Here is a 17,832-nt window from a genome sequence, read left to right as displayed (position 1 = left end):
CCGCTAACCTTCAACTTGAAACCGGGGTAATTGATAGTGCAATTGCTGAAGTGAAAAACTGGAATCGTAGTCATACAAACAAGTTGGGTATTAAATTAAGGGTATTTGCCGGTATCTATACGCCGCAATGGGTAAAAGACGATGTCGGTTCAACGACGCTGGATTTTGAAGACAGTGACTTTGACGGTTCTTATCCACATTATTGGACTCAGGAATACAGAACCAGATATGCTCAGTTACACCATGCTCTGGCTACTAAATATGACAGCGTTGGGGTAATTAAGGAGGTCGCCATATCTGGGTGTATGATAAAAAATGCTGATATGAATCGTTCTCCCAATGAGTGGCAGAATATTAATCGACTCATCGATGATGGGCTGACCTGGCAAAAAGATAAAGGTTGTCAACAGTGGCAAATTGATACAGTCGCCAGTAAATGGGACAGGACAAAAGTCGCAGTTGCAAGACCGCACTTTCGGAAATTTGTTAAGGTAACCAGTCAACCGTCAGATACAGAATGGCCCATCAGTAAAACTATCATGCAGGAAATGGTGGATACCTGCCGTGCTCATGGTAACTGTATCATAGGAGAAAACAGTTTGGAGCGTTGGGATATGGAACATAATGCCTTTACTGATCCCTTCCATCCCATTTATTACGTCTGTGGTAAATATCTAGAGAATTATGAGCCCAAGGCGCCTGTCTATTTTCAAACAGGTGCATTCGTGGATGATAATGGTACGCTTACACATCAGGTATTATATTGGGCGATTCAAAATTGCGGTGACAGTATTTTAAAGATGATTGAGTTACCTCAGCTGAAGAAATTCAACCAGTACGACGTCAAATATGCCAATGATAATAATGTCGCGAAAACGTCTTACCTTGGCAGCGACAAAATGCAAAGTAAGCGAGATAAGCTGAAGCAATAACCGAAAATTCACGCGAGTTTATATTTGAATTCGTACAGCGCTGGAATGTGATCGCATGTATGCTTGTTGTATCAACAAAAAGACCACCTGAGGGGGGGGTTTTATTGTCAATCTTAAGGGAGGGTTCGAATAAGTCCCATGCGTGCTCTGCGACAGCTGTCAGCCTCGCCGAAAGGGATTTCAAGTCATCGACATTTCTTTGGTATTCAGCTTTGAAAGGCAATCAGCTTTCCTTTATCTGAATACTCAGAACTGGCTTCTGCTCCAAGCCAAAATGCCGTGAGAACTTGTTCGCACTTTCCCTAATCAACAACTCTGTTGATGTTAATTTTTTAGCGTCAGAATACACTGACAGCCAATTATAGATATTTAAGTATACCTATCCATTGGTGGTGATAATTTGTGGGAGTATCTGTGCACTCGAATAATGTTATTTCAGCAGGTCTTTTATATTGGCCCCCCCCCGGTCTATACCGACATGATGACAACAAGGGCTGCAATGAGCAGCCCTGAACCACTACACCTGAACATAATTGCCGGCATTTAATCCTGAGTGTTGGTGGTTTTCAAATATTCATTGGGCTTGCCATTGCCACTGGTGTTTCCCGACACGGTCAGCCCCTTGGCGTAGTTGGACAGCACCACAGTTTGATTTCGCTGCTGTGAAGATATACCTGACGTGCGCAATCTGTCATACAGCACATCTTTGATAACACTGTCGGAGCCAAACTCTGAGATAAAGTTATTGTTTTGTATGGTTGAATTACTGGTGTTGTCGATGAAAATAGCGGGAGTTGTCCGGGCTTGCTCTTCGATTGTATTGCCTGTGATTGTCAGCGCTTTGTTGCATTTTAAGGTGCTGTCATTATTTTTGATGGCGTTATAAACCAGAATAGCCGGTCCATGGAGTTGCTGCTTAGCAATATTGTTGGTGACGGAAACCGACTCGTTGCACTGTGAGTTGTGTTCAGCATCACCACCCAACCATATTCCACCATTGCCGTTACGGCTCACCGTATTATTTTTGATTTCTCCGAAGGATGCATTGCTGCGAATAGCACGACCTTTGTTATTTGCCAGGGTGTTATTTTCAACAAGGAACGGATTACCCGACACCCCAATGGTTGCGCTGCGGCTGCCAATATAGTCGCCAACGACTGAGTTGATGATGTTTTTACTCAGGGTGAGGCGGATATTGCCATCGTTCAGATGCTCAATGGCATTGATTTGTAAATTCTTGTCTTTTTTGCTTGAGTCACCCGCATCATAGATATCCACTATGTCAGACACGCTCAGGAACTGGGCTTTTTTTTCATCAACATCAACCGTATTTCCCGATACCCTGAGCAGATCCGTTCCCCGGGCGAATAATCCCAGAGTGTCATCGGCGTTGTGGTCAATCTCGCAGTTTTTGATGGTTAACCCGCCGCGAATGGACTGGAAAATGTAGCCACCGGCTGTACCGGCCATTAACGGATCAGCGGAGCCTTCGATTTTCCGGCGTTTATAATTGACGTTGTCCAGAGTAATATTGCTGCCGCCATTTTGTCCGCGTACAGCCACGGCCGGTGCGTTGGAGATATTGATATTTTTTGCCTTGATATTGGAGCTGTTAAAGAAATACAGGGTTTCTCCGCCAATTTTGGGGGACAGGGCAACCTTCAGGTTAGGGTTGACTCGATGATAATCATAAAGATAATCCCGGGTGATTTGATCCAGTCCGGAGAGTTCATAGTCGCTGCCGTTTAAATGACGTGCGGCGGTAAATTTCAGATCCGATGGTACTTTTTCATAGGTTTGATCTCCGTTGAACGTCACAATATAGCTCTTGTCTTTGTCTTCGTTGATAAACTGTTGCGGTGCGTCATAGCCTGAATCCAGAGTAATGGTGACTGTATCGTCCGATTTTGAGCTGATGGATGATGAAACCAATACTCCCTGGGAAAAAGGATATTTGTCGTAGGTAAAAGACAAGTCTTTGATATCTACATTATTACTACTGTAAACACTGAGACCATTCAGGCCGGTGGGAGTGCCTCCAATATCCTGATTGAAGCCCACAAATTCAACTATGGTTGAATCAATGCCGTTGCCCTGAATGGTCAGCGGATTGGCCGATGTCTTTCCGGCAATAGCGATGCGGGAACTATTGAAGTTGTAATTGGTGTCGGAGTGTTTGCTTTTTACACTGGCCGTTACCGGTGATTCAAATTGATAAGTACCGGTACCAAACTGTAAATTCACGGCTTTAGAGGCTGATTGAGCAATGCCAAAGTCGACCGCGTTTTGCATACAGCTGCTGTTGTCGGTGTTGCCCGGAGAGACTCCCCAGTCGGAAAGCGCAATGGTGCAAGCGGTGCCTGTGTCGGAGGAGCAGCGATTGGGAGTGATACACCCCTGCGCCTGAGCCATTAAGGGGGTTGCCAGCAAAGCCAGCATGAGTGTTGTTTTCCTCATATTATCCTCATTTTAGTCTTCTGTTTTTACTGGGTTACTGCAAATAATATTTATACGATAAATATGTCTACCACAAATGTTTTGATGATGTAAATAGTTGTTGCGGGTTGTATGTTTGTCGGGTCTGCAGCGCCTGTTAAACAATGATGAATAACTTTCAAAAAATACACGGGCTTAGTGCTGGTTAATCAGAACATACCAAGCGTAAGGCATATTTTATGGTGTCTGATTTCCGGTATTTGACCGGCGCAATGGACATGCTGAATTAAAGGCTTATCAGGGGGATAGTCGTTGGCAACAGGTAAGCCGCTGCTTGCTGATTAAATCTTTGCGGGAATGGTGGTGATGGCAAGCGGTCTTATTTTTGAGACGTATTTATCGTCAGTCAATTCAAATTGTTAGCCAAAATTCAGAGCCGCAGATAATAAATATGTCTTAAAAATAAGACGGTATTTATCGGGTAATATGAAAAATCAATCAGTTAATAACGGCATCTAAATTGCTTCTTCAGGTTGGTCATTATTCTCGGATATAAAAACGGGGTAATAAAATGAAGTCAGTTATTGGATTGATGATGCTGTTTGCCAGCTTACTGGCTGGCGGGGCCGAAGCCTCGACCCGTCCATTGTTTGCCGGGCAACACCAACAGATTGGCGAGGTAGACACCTACTTTCAGGGCTCGCAGTTGGTGGTCAGTGTTCAGGTCACCGAAGTTGGCTGGTGTCTGGCGCGTTCTCATCTGTATGTGGGTGACAGTCAACCGCCATCATCGGCACCGGGACAATTCCCCTATAGCCATGAGCTGGGCTGCGCGCTGAGCGATAACTATATGGTAGAGGTTGAGTCGGTTGATCAGTTTGTTGCTTATCATGCAGAAAGTAAGCAGTCCAGCTATCCCATTGGCGGGACAGTGTCTTATTCGGTCAGCTTCCCTGGTGATGATTCATATTTTAACGCAACCATCAATGGCGTGGGGCCTTATAACGCGTGGTGTATGGATCTGGGCCGAACTATCCGTCCGGGAACCACTTATACCAACTGTGAACTGCGGTCATTAAACGATCCGGATTTGGGTATCGTCGATCAGGAGCAGAATCTGGGTTATGTGTCCTGGATTCTGAATCAGGACTGGAGTCTTTATCCCCAGTACTCCTGGCAGGATATTCAGGGGGCAATCTGGAAGCTGACTGATGATACCAACCCTGTCGGCTCTGCCGGCGGTATCAACTGGAATGAGGCGAATGCACTGGCCATAGTAGCGCTTGCCATTGCCAATGGTGGCGACTATCAGGCTGACAATTTTGAAGGACTGGTGCTGCTGTGCCGCAACGAGTCTGGCTCGGTTGCCCAGCAGATTACCGTGGTCGCGGTGCCGGCCTACAATTTCTTTATCGGTGAAGACACCGCCTGGGCTGCCGGTGACAGCAACTGGTATAACCGCAAAGGTAACCGGATTGGTTGGGGCAGTTACTGGATTGAACCTTATTTGACATCCTACTGAATATCTTTATATGCCATGAAGCCGGCGCTATGCCGGCTTTTGCTGTTTCAATGCTGTGGTTGTGTGCGCCTCGCTGGTTTGCCTGAGAGCTGATTGAGCGTATGCAGTGTTTTCAGGCAAAAAGCAGTTGCTTGGCTGATAACATGGCCATAAGTACGCGGGCGTTTGCGATGCCGGCTGACATCACCACAAAGCGCTTTGTTCCTGTTTCCGACTGCCATAAACTACGCCAAACATTACAGGGAGTTAAGTGAATGGCGAAGCACATCAGTTTTGGTACCCCGGTGAATGATGCCGAGCGCTGGGCGTTTGGCTTGCTCAGTGAGGAGTTGCCAAAACATTATCTGCTGCTGACCAATGTTGAGATCCCCACCAAGAGCGGTCAGGCCATGGAAGTGGATGCGCTGGTTGTCGGCGAGTGGGGCGTGTATGTGGTCGATGTCAAAGGCTATATCGGGCGGCTGAATGCCGGATTGCACGCCTGGTCACTGGATGGGCGGGGAGTCGATAACAGCCTGTCCAAAGCCAACTACGTGGCACGGGTACTGGCGGGCAAACTCAAACATCGCATTCCTGTGGGGGTGTATGCCCCCTGGTGTCAGGGCATGGTGTTTGTGACCGGTCGCAAAGGCGAAGAAATTGAGCTGGAAAAAGATGACGGCGCGCTGAGTATCTACACACCCAGGCAGATTGTCGCCGCACTGACCAGTGAATGGGGGCTGACGGCGCCCAGACCACATCCTGTGACCGCTGAGCAGCGGGAAATGGTGCTGGACACCATAGGTCAGGTGGCGGTGATGGAAAGCCGTAATAATCGTATTCAGGACTTTATCAAACTCAGGTGTTTGTTTTTGCATGCGGGTCTGGAGATCTGGCAAGCGGAATACAGTCCCGGCGGCTGGACCGCTCCCTGGCTGTTGAAAATTCTGCTGCCGGTGCAGTTTGACGATGATATTGTTGCCCAGCGTCATGAGCAGCAGCTCAGAGACGAGTTCAAACGGTTGCAGGCGTTGTCGGGCTGTACCTGCGTACCGGCCTGTGCACCACTTATTCAGGATGGTGAGCAGGTGATCCTGCCCATTCGCATGCCCAGAGGCGTGCCCATGAATGTGTTCGAGGCTGAGCGTAAAACCACCTATCAGTTGCTGGAGATCCTGCGCCGCTCGGTGACCGGTCTGCAGCAAATTCACCGGCGGGGATTCTGTGTCGGCGGCTGGGCCGAAAACTGCGTATTTATCTCTGATAGTGGTGATGTGGAGTATATCGATATCACCGACAATCTCAGCCCCGCTGATGATACCCAGGCCTATGCCCGGCGCTTTGCCGCGCTGGCTGAGCTGACCAATCAGCCGAGGATTTACCAGTGGTATCGCCAGGCGGTGAAAGGGGCAACCACTGATTTGGACGCGCTGCGCTGCGATCTCAGTGCGCTGATTGATCTTGGCGTTTGTGACACCTTGCCCGAGTCGGTCACCATCGCGCCTGGCGCCGTGCTGGAACATCACTATCGACTGGAGCGCTTTATTACCGCCAGCGCGCAAAGTCAGCTGTGGCAGGGGACACATATTCAGGGGCGCTATCCGGTTGCCATCAGTCTTTATGAGCAGTGGGATGGAGCGTGGGCCTCACTGAGCTCCCTGTACCGTTCGCTTTCCCGTATCTATCATCCCAATATCGAGCGGGTGCTGGCGTTTGGCCAGTTGCCTCAAAGTCAGACGTTGTTTATCGTGCGGGCCTGGGAAGATGGCTGTTCACTCGATGAGCTGGCCGGTTTTGAGCCGGGTGATGCCAGACGCTGGTTTGGTGAGCTGCTCAGTGCGCTGCAGTACCTGCACCAACTGGATATTCACCACGGCGCTATCTGTCCGAAGAACATCATCATCAGCCGGGGGCGGGCTTATCTGATGAATTTTGGCGTTGGACTGGATATTGCCGCCAGTCACTATGCCAGCCAGTATGCCGATCCGTTGATTTGGGCTGAAGAGAGCCCGGAAGGACAGGATCTGTATGGTCTGGTGGCCAGTTTTGTTGATGCCTTCACCCCGGCCAGTTTGACCGGTAACAAAGATCCGCAGGCCATGCTCAAGGCGCTGTCTGCCTTTGAGCCAGGTTGGCTTGGGCAGGATCTGTACGCGGCCTGTGAGCGGGTATTGCGGCATGAGTTTATGGCAGAGCCGGGACAGTGTTATCTGCAGCAGTTTGGTCTGCCGTCTCATCGGTAATCCGGTAGGGGGCAAACAGCGCCAGTAACCATTGGGTAAAGGCCTGAATTTTGCCTTCTTTGTCCTTGTGTCTGGCTGGCGTCAGCAGGTAGTAACAGTAATCGCTGCGATAGGAGATATCGAAGGGGATCACCAGAGTACCATCAGCCAGTTGCGGCTCTATGAAGAAGCGCGGGATCAATGCGACGCCCATGCCGCTGGCCACCGCCTGTGCCAGCATGTAAAAGTGCTCAACCCCGAATTTTTCCTCTGTGGTCAGGGTGACGCCAGCCTGGTGCGCCCATTCGCGCCAGTTGCTGGGGCGGCTGGTATGTTTGAGCAGGGTCATCTGGTTCAGATCATCCAGTGTATTGAGTCTGGCTGCCAGCGCCGGTGCGGCGACCAGGCACATCTCCTCATCCATCAGCTTAATGTAGTGGCAATTGGCCGGGGGCTTTTTGCCCGAACGAATGGCAATGTCATAGTCCTGGCGCTGGAAATCCAGTTCAAAATCCCCAATGGACAAATCCACAAACAGCCTGGGGTACTGATTTCTGAATTCCTCCAATCTGGGGATAAGCCATTGAATACTGAGGCTGGGCAGTACGTTGATTTTCAGTGTACCGCTGCCCGCCTGTTGCTGTTTCAGTTCGCTGGTGGCATTTGCCAGAGTCTGCAGTGCCGATTGCACATGGGGCAGATAACGATGACCGGCGGCGGTCAGGGTGATTTTTCGGTGCTCGCGGATAAACAGCTCGCAACCGAGAAAGGCTTCCAGCGCCCGGATCTGTTTGCTGATAGCGCCATGGGTCACAAACAGCTCACTGGCCGCCAGGCTGATACTCAGATGGCGGGCAGCAGCCTCAAAGGCCACTACTGCATTCAGGGGAGGTAATGTGGACAAGGCAGAAATCTTTGGTGTGAGGTTTTCTCACAGTTTAACGAAAAATACTCCTTTGTCATCAAGGTTAAAAGCCAGTTTAATACTCACCACTACTATCCAATAACAAGTTTTTCTAAAGTACCCATGGAATTTGAACTGACTCTGCAAATCGCTGCGCTGCTGTTTGCCACCGCAGCGGTGGCCGGATTTATTGATGCCATAGCCGGTGGTGGTGGCCTGCTGACGATCCCTGCGCTGATGTGGGCCGGTTTGCCACCGGCCACAGCACTGGCTACCAATAAGCTGCAGGCCTGTGGCGGCAGCTTTTTCGCCAGTCTTTATTTTGTCCGCAAGGGCATGGTGAAGCTTACCGATCTCAAGTTGCCGCTGGCCTGTGCTTTTGCCGGGGCGGCGCTCGGTACCATTGCGGTGCAGCAGATTGATGCCAGTGTGCTGGAGGTGCTGCTGCCATTCCTGATCCTGGGTATTGCCGCGTATTTCCTGTTTTCCCCCAAGGTGACCGATGATGACAGGCACAGAGTGCTGACCCCCACTGCGTTTTCCTTTACTGCGGCGCTGGGGATTGGCCTGTATGACGGCTTTTTTGGGCCGGGCACCGGCAGCTTTTTTGCGCTGGCGTTTGTGATGCTTGCTGGCTTTGGTTTGGCTAAAGCGACCGCCCACGCCAAGTTATTGAATTTCTCTACCAATATCTCCTCTTTGTTGTTTTTTGCACTGGGTGGCAAGGTGATCTGGACTCTGGGATTACTGATGTTGCTTGGGCAGGCGCTGGGGGCCACGGCGGGTTCGCGCATGGTGGTGACCAAGGGCAGTAAAATCATCAAGCCGCTGGTGGTGACCATGTCACTGCTGATGAGCGCCAAACTTCTGTATCAACAATTCGCCTGATCTGCGTCGCTGATTTCAAGATTTTGTTTTCGCAGGATTTCACTTCATACTAGGGGCAATTTTTCCGGCCTGCCGCGCGGCAGGCTTTTGTGATGGAAAACCTGACCCATGCGCATTCTGCACACCTCCGACTGGCACCTTGGCCAGTCGTTTTACGGCAAAAGCCGCCAGGCCGAACACCGCGCCTTTCTGGCCTGGTTATTGGCGCAAATCGAGCAATTCCAGATAGATGCTCTGATCGTTGCCGGCGATATTTTTGATACCAGCACACCACCGAGTTATGCCCGAACGCTCTACAACCAGTTTGTGGTGCAGATGCAGGGCAGTGGCTGTCAGCTGTTTGTACTGGGCGGCAACCATGATTCCGTGGCCATGCTGAGCGAATCCAGCGAGCTGCTGGCGTGTCTGGGGACTGTGGTGGTGCCCAATGCACAGTCGGATGTTGCCGCTCAGGTATTCACCCTCCATGACAGGCAAGGGCAGGCGGTGGGCGTGCTCGGTGCTGTCCCTTTTTTGCGGCCACGGGATCTGATCACCAGTCAGGCCGGTGAAGATGGCGCGCAAAAGCAGTTGCGGCTGGGGGAGGCGATCAAGGCTCATTATGACGCTGTCTATGCCAAGGCTCATGCCGATGCCAGGGCTCTGGCAAATGCCAAGAGCCAGACACAGAAAGAGGCCGGGGAGGCCTTGCCGGTTATTCTGACCGGTCATCTGACCACAGTCGGCGCCAGCAGCAGTGAATCGGTGCGCGATATCTACATAGGTACTTTGGACGCCTTCAATGCCAGCGGCTTTCCGCCGGCGGATTACATTGCCCTTGGTCATATTCACCGGCCACAGAAGGTCGCAGGCACTGAGCATATCCGCTACAGCGGCTCGCCTTTATGTCTGAGCTTTGATGAACTTGGCAAAGCCAAGCAGGTATTGATGGCCGAGTTTGACGCCCATGGACTCACTGCGGTGCAGGAATTGAAGGTGCCCATGTTCCAGCCGATGGCACAGATTAAAGGCGATCTGGAAGGCATCGCCAGGCAACTGGATGAACTGAGTCTGCCGGGGGCTGTTGCTGAAACTGCCAATGATACTGACAGTATTCATGCTGCGGACCGAAACAGTATTGGTAAAACGCTGTGGCTGGCGGTGGAAGTACAAAGCCAGGAATATTTGTCGGATCTGCAATCCCGGGTAGAGGCGCTGGTGGGCGAGCGGCCATTTGAGGTGCTGCAGCTTAAACGTCAGCGTCAGCAAACCACCGGTATGACGCAAGCCGAGCAGGAAACCCTGAGTGAACTGAGCATTGAAGAGGTGTTTGAGCGGCGTCTGACGCTCGAGCATTTTGATACTGAGGCTGAGCAGGCACGGGTTGAGCGGCTGAAACAGCTGTATCGGACTGTCGCTGCGCAGGTGCAGTCAGCTGACGCAAATGTTGTTACAGATGAGGAGGCCGCGTCATGAAAATCCTCAGTCTGCGATTCAAGAACATCAACTCCCTCAAAGGTGAGTGGAAGATTGATTTCACCAAACCGCCGTTTCTGGATAACGGCCTGTTTGCCATTACCGGCCCCACCGGCGCAGGTAAAACCACCATTCTGGATGCCATCTGTCTGGCGCTGTATCACCACACGCCACGTCTGGGCGGTATATCCAAAACCAGCAATGAACTGATGACCCGGGGCACGGCCGAATCGCTGGCCGAGGTCGAGTTTGAGGTCAAAGGTGTGGCCTATCGCGCCTTTTGGAGCCAGCGTCGCAGTCGGGGCAAGCTTGACGGCAATCTGCAGGATGCGCAGGTGGAACTGGCCCGGCTCAGCGCAGATGGTGATGAGATCCTCGCCAGTCAGGTGAAGGCCAAAAATGAACAGATAGACAGCATCACAGGGCTGAATTTCGCCCGTTTCACCAAATCCATGATGCTCTCTCAGGGGCAGTTTGCGGCATTTCTCAATGCCGATGCAGGCGATCGCGCAGACTTGCTGGAAGAGCTCACCGGCACTGAGATCTACGGGCAGATTTCCCAGCAGGTGTATGAATGTTTCAGCCAGAGCAAACAAGCCTTGGACACTCTGAAAGCCAAAGCCGAAGGGGTGGAGCTGAAAACCGATGAGGAGTTGGCCCTGCTCAGGGAGCAGCAGGGTGAGATTGAGCTGCAGCTGAAAAAGCAGGATGCCGATGTACAGGCGGCAGCCGAGGCGCATCAGTGGCAAAGCCAGTGGATTGCCCTGCAGGAGCGCAGCAATGCGCTGCAGATGGCTGTGCAAAGTGCGCAGGCGCAGCTGACCGCCCACGAGCCTCAGCTGGCACAGCTTAATAGGGCGCTGCCTGCCGATAAGCTCAGGCCCTTGTATCAGTCACTGTCGCAGCTCAGACAGCGACTGCAGGATGACACCAGTCAGCTGGCTCAGCTGGCTGAGCGAAAGCGGCAAACCCAGGCTGAGCTGAGTGACCAACAGGCGCAGCTTTCACTGTGCCAGTCTGAGGTCGCGACGGCGCAAGCCGCGATGTCCGAAACCCGTAAACTGGTGGATGAGCAGCTGCAGCCACTGGATAATCAGCATGCGGTATTGACCGAACGATTGGCTGAGCTGAAACAACAGCAGGTCCACCAGGATGATGAGCTGCACAGGCTGAGCGAGCAACTGAGCAGCAAACAGCAGCAACAGGCTGAGCTTGAGGCCAGCCAACGGGCGCTGGAAACAGCGCTGGTTGGCTATCAGCACGCTCAGGCAATAGACAGTGCGCTAAGTGGCTGGGAGCAGCAGTTGCGGCAGCGCTCGACGCTGATTGCCGACATTCATCGCCTGAGCCAGTTACAGGCCGAGCGGCATCAGACCCAGTCAGGTTTTGCCGCAAGGCACAGGCAACTTGAGCAGCAGGCAATCCAGCATCAGAGTCAGCTGACTGCGTGCCAGGTCGAGGTGACCAGGCTGGCTGAAGCCATGCAATTGGCATTGGGGCAGCAGGATGAGACTGGCCTTAATCAGGCCATCGGCGCCTTGCAAAGCTGCCAGCCGCTGCTGCTTAAGATGCAAAACCCGGTCAATCAGTATCAGCAATTGATGACCGAACGCCATAGGTTGCAGCAACAACTGCAGGCTTCGGCCGATGAGGTGGTGCAGTGGCAATCAGAGCGGCAGCAGCTCAGGCAGGCTTATACCGATAAGCAGCAGGCGGCGCAGGATGTGCAAAAAATGCTGCAGCAGGAGCAGCAAATTGCCGATCTGACGGCGCTGCGTGATGCGCTGGTGGCCAATGAACCCTGTCCTTTGTGCGGCTCGGTCGAGCACCCTCTGGTTACCCAATACAAGCCTCTGGATGTCAGCGAAACCCGCCGTCGTCACGATGAACTGACAACAGCGCTGGAGGAGATCAAGGCCCGGGGAATGATCCTCAAAACCCTGATCGAGCAGCGAGGCACCCAGGATACGGCCACTCAGAACCGATTGAATGAGATATCGGCGGCGCTGGATGCCGCGCAGCAGGAATTTGCACATTTTATGCCGCAGATCCCTGCAGCCGCGATGGACATACTGGGCGTGCAGATAGAAGCGCTGACAATCGCTGACGCTGCTTGCCTGCAGCAGGCTCTGGAGCAGCTGGATATCAGGCTTGCGCCGTTGCTGGCACGCAGGGACGCCTATCGTCTGTCGCAGCAGCAATGGCAACAGGCTCAGCAGCAATATCACGAGCTGCAAAGGTTGGCGCAGGATGCTGCCCATCAACTCAGCCAACTTGCCGCCGAGCAGCTGCACTGGCAGCAAAGCCTGGCGGAACTTGAGAGTCAAAAGCTGGCGCTGACAAGCAGTCTGGATGCGCTCAATACGACGCTTGACAGGGAGCTTGAAGCGGTGGGTCTGGTTTTGCCGGAGCCGGAATTAATTCATGATGCAGGCGTTGTGGCGGAAGCCTGGCTGGCGGAGCTTAAAGACGCGCAGACACGCTGGAAGCAGCTGACTGCCCAGTATCAGCACAATGACAGGGCATTGGCGGCGCTGCAGGAGTCGCTGCCTGTGCTTAAGCGTCAGCATCAGGAGCTGACCGCGGCCAGTGACGCGCTGCATACCAGACAGCAGGCGTTGGTTGAACAGCTTGCCAGCAACCGGCAAACACGCCGCGCGCTCGCCGGTGATACCTCAACTGATGATTTGCTGGCGACCTGCGGGCAAGCTCTGGAGCAAGTCAAAGAAAGACTGGATACCGCCCGGGCTCAGACAGAAGATCTGGCAAAGGCCCTGGCGGGGCTGCAAGGTCAGCAGGCCAACCTGCTGGCATCCACTGCCAAATTGCAGGCAGAGCTGGCTGCGCTGGATGAAAACTGGCAGGCAAAACTGGCGGCCAGTCCTTTTGAGCATGAAGCGGCCTTCCTGCAAGCGCTGCTTGATGAAGCGGCCCTGACGGCCCTTATTGAGCTGAAAAACCGGCTGGAGAAAGCCATTGTTCAGGCAAAACTGGAGCAGAAACTTCATGCCAAGCAGCTGACGCAACACCAGATCTGGGGCGAGGCCAAAGAACTGGTGGACACTGAGTCACGTCCGGCTTCAGAGTATCTTGCTTTGCTTTCAGACAGGCTTGAGGTCGCCAACACTGCGCGCGATGCCCTGCGCATGCGGCTGGGTGAAATGAGTGGCCTGTTGGCAGAGGATGCCAGACGCCGGCAGGGGCAGCAGCAACTGTTCGCTCAGATCGAGGCTGCACAGGAGGCCTATCAGGATTGGGATGCGTTAAGCGGCCTGATTGGTTCACGCGATGGCAAGAAGTTTCGGGTATTCGCTCAGGGACTGACATTGGATCATCTGGTGGCGCTGGCCAATCGTCAGCTGACAAGGCTGCACAGCCGTTATGAGCTGCGGCGTAAATCCGCCGGGGTGCTGGAGCTTGAGGTGCTGGATACCTGGCAGGGCGACACTGCCCGGGATACCAGAACCCTCTCCGGTGGCGAGAGTTTTCTGGTCAGTCTGGCGCTGGCACTGGCGCTGTCGGATCTGGTGAGTCACAAAACCAGTATCGATTCGCTGTTTCTGGATGAAGGCTTTGGCACGCTGGATGCCGAAACCCTGGATATGGCGCTGGATGCGCTGGACAACCTTAATGCGTCGGGCAAGATGATTGGCGTCATCAGCCATGTGGAAGCCATGAAAGAGCGGATCCCGGTACAGATTAAAGTGCGCAAAATGGCGGGGCTGGGTTACAGCCAGCTGGACGAAAGGTTCAAATTCAATGCTCTTGCAGGCGATGGTATGGTTGCAGATTTGTGACATTCGGCGCTGGAGAACGCGGAACTTAGCAGGAATGCTTTTGTCGAATCAGAAAATTTTGCTATAAAACGGGCTGTTGCCCGTTTTTGGCGGGGAGTTGATAAGCCCTTTGATGAGTGGTGAGAAGCAATTTGCAAAAGCGTAAACAACCAAGATGGTTTTTGTCACTGAACCGTTTGCCTCAGGTTCATAAAACGGTATTGCTGACGTCCGGTCTGCTGGTCGGCGCGGCGCTGCTGTGGCCCATTGGTCAGAAACCTTTGCCCAAAACCGTGCCCGTTCCTATAAACGTCGAGGCGTTGCCGTCTGACAGCAGCAGTTTGCTGGCGGCGATCGCGGGCAAACCAGATGCTGAGTTTATTGTTGCCAAAGGCGATACTTTAAGCAGTCTGTTTGAGCGCGCCGGGGTCGATCAGCAAACCATGTACCGGGTATTGGAAGCTGACTTAAATATTCTGGCGCTTGACACGTTGCAGCCGGGCAACCGTTTGCAGTTTTATCTGGATGAGCAAAATGCTCTGACTCGTCTTGAGCTGTATTTTAATCCCGCCCGTCAGGTGGAATTTATCCTCGAAAGTGATGGCAGTTATCGCCATCGTGAGATCATCCATGACGGTTACTGGCGCAACCGGGAGATCAGCGGCGATATCCAGGGGTCGTTTTATCTGTCTGCCCAGCGCAAAGGGCTGACGGCGGCAGAGATCCAGCGAGTGGAAGAACTGCTTAAAGACAAGTTGAATTTCACCAAAGACTTACGGGCCGGTGACACCTTCAATGTGCTGCTGAGCGATCAATTTGTGGATGCAGAAGCGACCGGCGATACCCGGGTGCTGGCGGTGCAAATCGGCAGTGGTAACCGCCAAATCAATGCATTTATGGCGGATGACGGCCAGTTTTATGATGAGCAGGGCCACAGTCTGGCTCGGGCGTTTCAACGGTATCCGCTGGAGAAAAAATTCCGGATCAGTTCCAGCTTCGATCCCAGACGCAAACATCCTGTTACCGGTAAAACCGCACCCCATAATGGCACTGATTTCGCGGTGCCTTCCGGTACCAGGGTGCTGGCCCCTGGCGATGGAGTAGTGAAACTGGTCACTGATCACAGGTTTGCGGGTAAATACATAGTGATAGACCACGGCGGCAAGTACAGCACCCGTTATCTGCACCTGTCCAAACCGCTGGTCAGACAGGGGCAGAAGGTCAGCCGTGGTCAGCTGATCGCGCTGTCGGGAAATACCGGCAGAACCACCGGGCCGCATCTGCACTATGAATTTATGATCAATGGTCGGCCGGTGAATGCCATGACAGCAAAAATCCCCATGGCGCAGAGTCTGGCCAAAGACGAGCTGGATACTTTCCTGGCGAAGGTTTACAGCTATAAAATGCAAATGGGACTGGTGTAATGACCAGCTCACATGAAAAAGCCGGCGTTTAGCCGGCTTTTTGTTGTCTCAGTTTCGCCGCTTCTGCCTTGAGAGCACATTTGCACAGTTTGCCCTTGAGCGCAGGGCAGCCGCCGCATGGCTTACTTTTGTAGGGGCGCATGGCAAAGTGGGCAGCCGGAGCGGCTGACATTGGCCGAAGTTGTGTCACCTGAGCCAAAAACTGTCTGTCGTTGGCGGCATATTGACCGATGAGCGTTTTGAGTCGGCGTCTGAGCTGCCTTTTTTTTGTCGGAAGGTTATAGGATGACAGTGTACTTTGCACTGACATCTGTAATGAGGTTGCCAGCTGTTTACGGGTGCGCCTGAGGGACTGCTTTACGGATTTTGAGGAGTGTCCTGACCGCTGTAATTGCTGCCTGTACCACCTCTTTGCCTGTTTTTTACAGGCCTTTTTCAGAGCCTTACAGACTGATTTTACTTCAGCTACCGTTTGTTGTCTGGCCATCATACTCCGCCTTAACCTTTGCTCTGAAAATCTGCCCGATGGGACAATCAAAACTGGCTAAATTCTAAATGAAAATTATTATCAGTCAAATGATTTATGGGCTGAATGTTTTTGTTGCCTGTGATGCCAGACGATGTGTCTTGTCATGCCAATCCGCGCAGGCGTTTCGCCACTTCGCGGGAATGAAAAGGCACCGAGACTAGGCCGATATTGGCTCCTGGGCAACCGCTCCTGCGTTGCGCTATCTCCTTTCTCTATAGCGTTGAGCAATACCGATATTCGCTACATCCATGTGGCTTGTGGCAAGTTGAAGGTCCATCGGGATAAATCCCTGTTGATTTCCAACATCATTAGCAGCGCAGTATATGTGCCTTTTCAACTTGCCCTCTGATGAGAGCAAGCTTCAGTGCTGATTGGTGTCAGGCCACCCTGGCGCGGAAGTGGCAAACTGCTGGAAAACAGTAATCAGTGAGAAATTTTGCAGCAAAACGAACCGCCCAGCTGAGTGTAAAGTGTCTCTATTGCCAAATCGTCACGTTGGGTATCTGTGATGATCTGGTGAACCCGGACACCAAAGCCGGACGATAAACGTCAGGCAATAATGCAAAGGCATCAGATCAGGGCGTCACGAATAAACCGGTCAAAAACGACGCAGGCTAACGCAAAGCACTGGTGGCTGGACTGATGCTGGCGCCGTTAGTGATAAGCGGGTCAAGCCAATCATTGAGCCGGAAGGGTGGGGGAGCTAAAACCGGTTTTACTCGCCTTGCTGCTGATGTTCCAGCAGAGTGAGATAGAGTCTCAGGTCAAATTCCAGCTGGAAGTAATCCGGCTCCATGTGCTGACACAGTTGATAGAAGGCTTTGTTGTGATCTTTTTCTTTCAGGTGAGCCAGTTCGTGCACCAACACCATGCGGATGAGCGGATCCGGCAACTGTTTGAGTTTGGAGGCAATGCGAATTTCATTCCTGGTTTTAACCTTATTGCCCTGAACTCGACTGGCATAAGTGTGCAAACCAAGTGCCTGATGTTTAAGACTGATCTTGTCATCAAATACCACTTTGGCTAATGGCGGCGACTTTTTCAGATAACGTTGTTTCAACCCCATGGCGTATTGATACAGGGTGTTATCCCGGTTCAGTTCACTGTGGGATTGAGGATAGCGTTGCTTCAGCCAGGGTTCCAGCCGACCCGATTTGAGCAAAGCGGCGACTTTATCCTGAATGTCTGGGGCATAGCCTGCGAGATATTGCATGGTAAAACCTGAAGGGGCATCGCCGCCGGCACAGCTGCACCGGCGGACGTTGAAGATCAGTCTTTGCCGAAAATCTTTTTCATTTGCAGGGCATAAGCGACTTCAAAAGCTGGCTGCTGGAATTTTTTCAGTTCCAGACCGACGAAATCCACCTGAGGTGGATTGCGCTTCAGCAGTGCCTTCACATCATGCGGGGCGATCAGCGTCACCGGCAGATCGCACAATTGAATGGCGGCTTCCAGCTTGAAGCTTGCTGCGCTGCCGGCAAATTTGCCTTTTTGCTCACGGGCAATCAGGGCAACTTCATCAATCCGGTAGTCTTCCAGCAGTTTTTTGAACGCGAAGTGAAAATCCACCATGGATTCAGTGGTTTCGGCATGGGATACCTGGAAAGATTGCTTACGGCAATCCGGGATATTAAAGGTATCGCTTTCCTGACTCAGCAAACAAATAACAGCTTCTGAGCCTTTTAATTCAACACCGCAAATTCGCATGTAACACCTGTCTCTCAATTTCAAGGCCGCTATTGTAACGGGAATCTTGGTTTATACC

General features: G+C 52.3%; 11 protein-coding genes. 7 read left to right on the top strand and 4 right to left on the bottom strand.

Annotated elements, in window-relative coordinates:
* On the top strand, positions 1-932 hold a 932-nt coding region (locus ACRRUX_RS12825), incomplete at its 5' end, for a hypothetical protein (protein ID WP_432530893.1).
* Positions 933-1,475: 543 nt separating this feature from the next.
* Here ACRRUX_RS12825 and ACRRUX_RS12820 read toward each other — a convergent pair.
* Entirely contained in the window at positions 1,476-3,389 is a 1,914-nt protein-coding gene (locus ACRRUX_RS12820; RefSeq protein ID WP_432530891.1) for a hypothetical protein, read from the bottom strand.
* Between the two features lie 550 nt (positions 3,390-3,939).
* Here ACRRUX_RS12820 and ACRRUX_RS12815 point away from each other — a divergent pair.
* Both ACRRUX_RS12815 and ACRRUX_RS12810 read left to right on the top strand, forming a co-directional pair.
* Entirely contained in the window at positions 3,940-4,890 is a 951-nt protein-coding gene (locus tag ACRRUX_RS12815; protein ID WP_432530889.1) for a hypothetical protein, read from the top strand.
* Between the two features lie 254 nt (positions 4,891-5,144).
* Positions 5,145-7,112, top strand: a complete 1,968-nt coding sequence (locus tag ACRRUX_RS12810) for an NERD domain-containing protein (RefSeq protein WP_432530887.1) — start codon at positions 5,145-5,147, stop codon at positions 7,110-7,112.
* Here ACRRUX_RS12810 and gcvA read toward each other — a convergent pair.
* Positions 7,054-7,995, bottom strand: a complete 942-nt coding sequence (gcvA, locus tag ACRRUX_RS12805) for a transcriptional regulator GcvA (protein ID WP_432530885.1) — start codon at positions 7,993-7,995, stop codon at positions 7,054-7,056. The two genes, ACRRUX_RS12810 and gcvA, sit on opposite strands and share 59 nt — an antisense overlap.
* Positions 7,996-8,118: 123 nt before the next feature.
* On the opposite strand from gcvA, the gene ACRRUX_RS12800 reads away from it, so the two are divergent.
* The 4 genes from ACRRUX_RS12800 to ACRRUX_RS12785 all read left to right on the top strand — a co-directional run bounded on the left by ACRRUX_RS12800 (position 8,119) and on the right by ACRRUX_RS12785 (position 15,538).
* A complete protein-coding gene (locus tag ACRRUX_RS12800; protein ID WP_432530883.1) occupies positions 8,119-8,883 on the top strand; it encodes a TSUP family transporter in 765 nt (254 codons plus the stop codon).
* Positions 8,884-8,991: 108 nt separating this feature from the next.
* Positions 8,992-10,338 carry an exonuclease subunit SbcD gene (sbcD, locus tag ACRRUX_RS12795; protein ID WP_432530881.1) on the top strand — a complete coding sequence of 449 codons (1,347 nt, stop codon included), beginning with the start codon at positions 8,992-8,994 and terminating at the stop codon, positions 10,336-10,338.
* Positions 10,335-14,135: an AAA family ATPase gene (locus ACRRUX_RS12790; RefSeq protein WP_432530879.1), complete on the top strand. Its 3,801-nt coding sequence runs from the start codon at positions 10,335-10,337 to the stop codon at positions 14,133-14,135. The genes sbcD and ACRRUX_RS12790 overlap by 4 nt, the downstream gene beginning before the upstream one ends.
* 161 nt (positions 14,136-14,296) lie before the next feature.
* Positions 14,297-15,538, top strand: a complete 1,242-nt coding sequence (locus ACRRUX_RS12785) for a peptidoglycan DD-metalloendopeptidase family protein (RefSeq protein ID WP_432530877.1) — start codon at positions 14,297-14,299, stop codon at positions 15,536-15,538.
* 1,244 nt (positions 15,539-16,782) lie between these two features.
* On the opposite strand, the gene ACRRUX_RS12780 is transcribed toward ACRRUX_RS12785, so the two are convergent.
* Together ACRRUX_RS12780 and ACRRUX_RS12775 are read right to left on the bottom strand one after the other, a co-directional pair.
* Complete coding sequence (locus tag ACRRUX_RS12780) at positions 16,783-17,280, bottom strand: M48 metallopeptidase family protein (RefSeq protein ID WP_432530875.1); 498 nt, start codon at positions 17,278-17,280, stop codon at positions 16,783-16,785.
* Positions 17,281-17,336: 56 nt separating this feature from the next.
* On the bottom strand, positions 17,337-17,774 hold the full coding sequence (locus ACRRUX_RS12775) for a DUF3010 family protein (RefSeq protein ID WP_432530873.1): 438 nt from the start codon (positions 17,772-17,774) through the stop codon (positions 17,337-17,339).
* Positions 17,775-17,832: the final 58 nt, after the last annotated feature.

Source organism: Shewanella sp. GXUN23E (assembly GCF_050865035.1).
Lineage (GTDB): Bacteria > Pseudomonadota > Gammaproteobacteria > Enterobacterales > Shewanellaceae > Shewanella.
The sequence above is the reverse complement of the archived record's forward strand: the minus strand, read 5'-3'. Positions and strand labels throughout refer to the sequence as shown.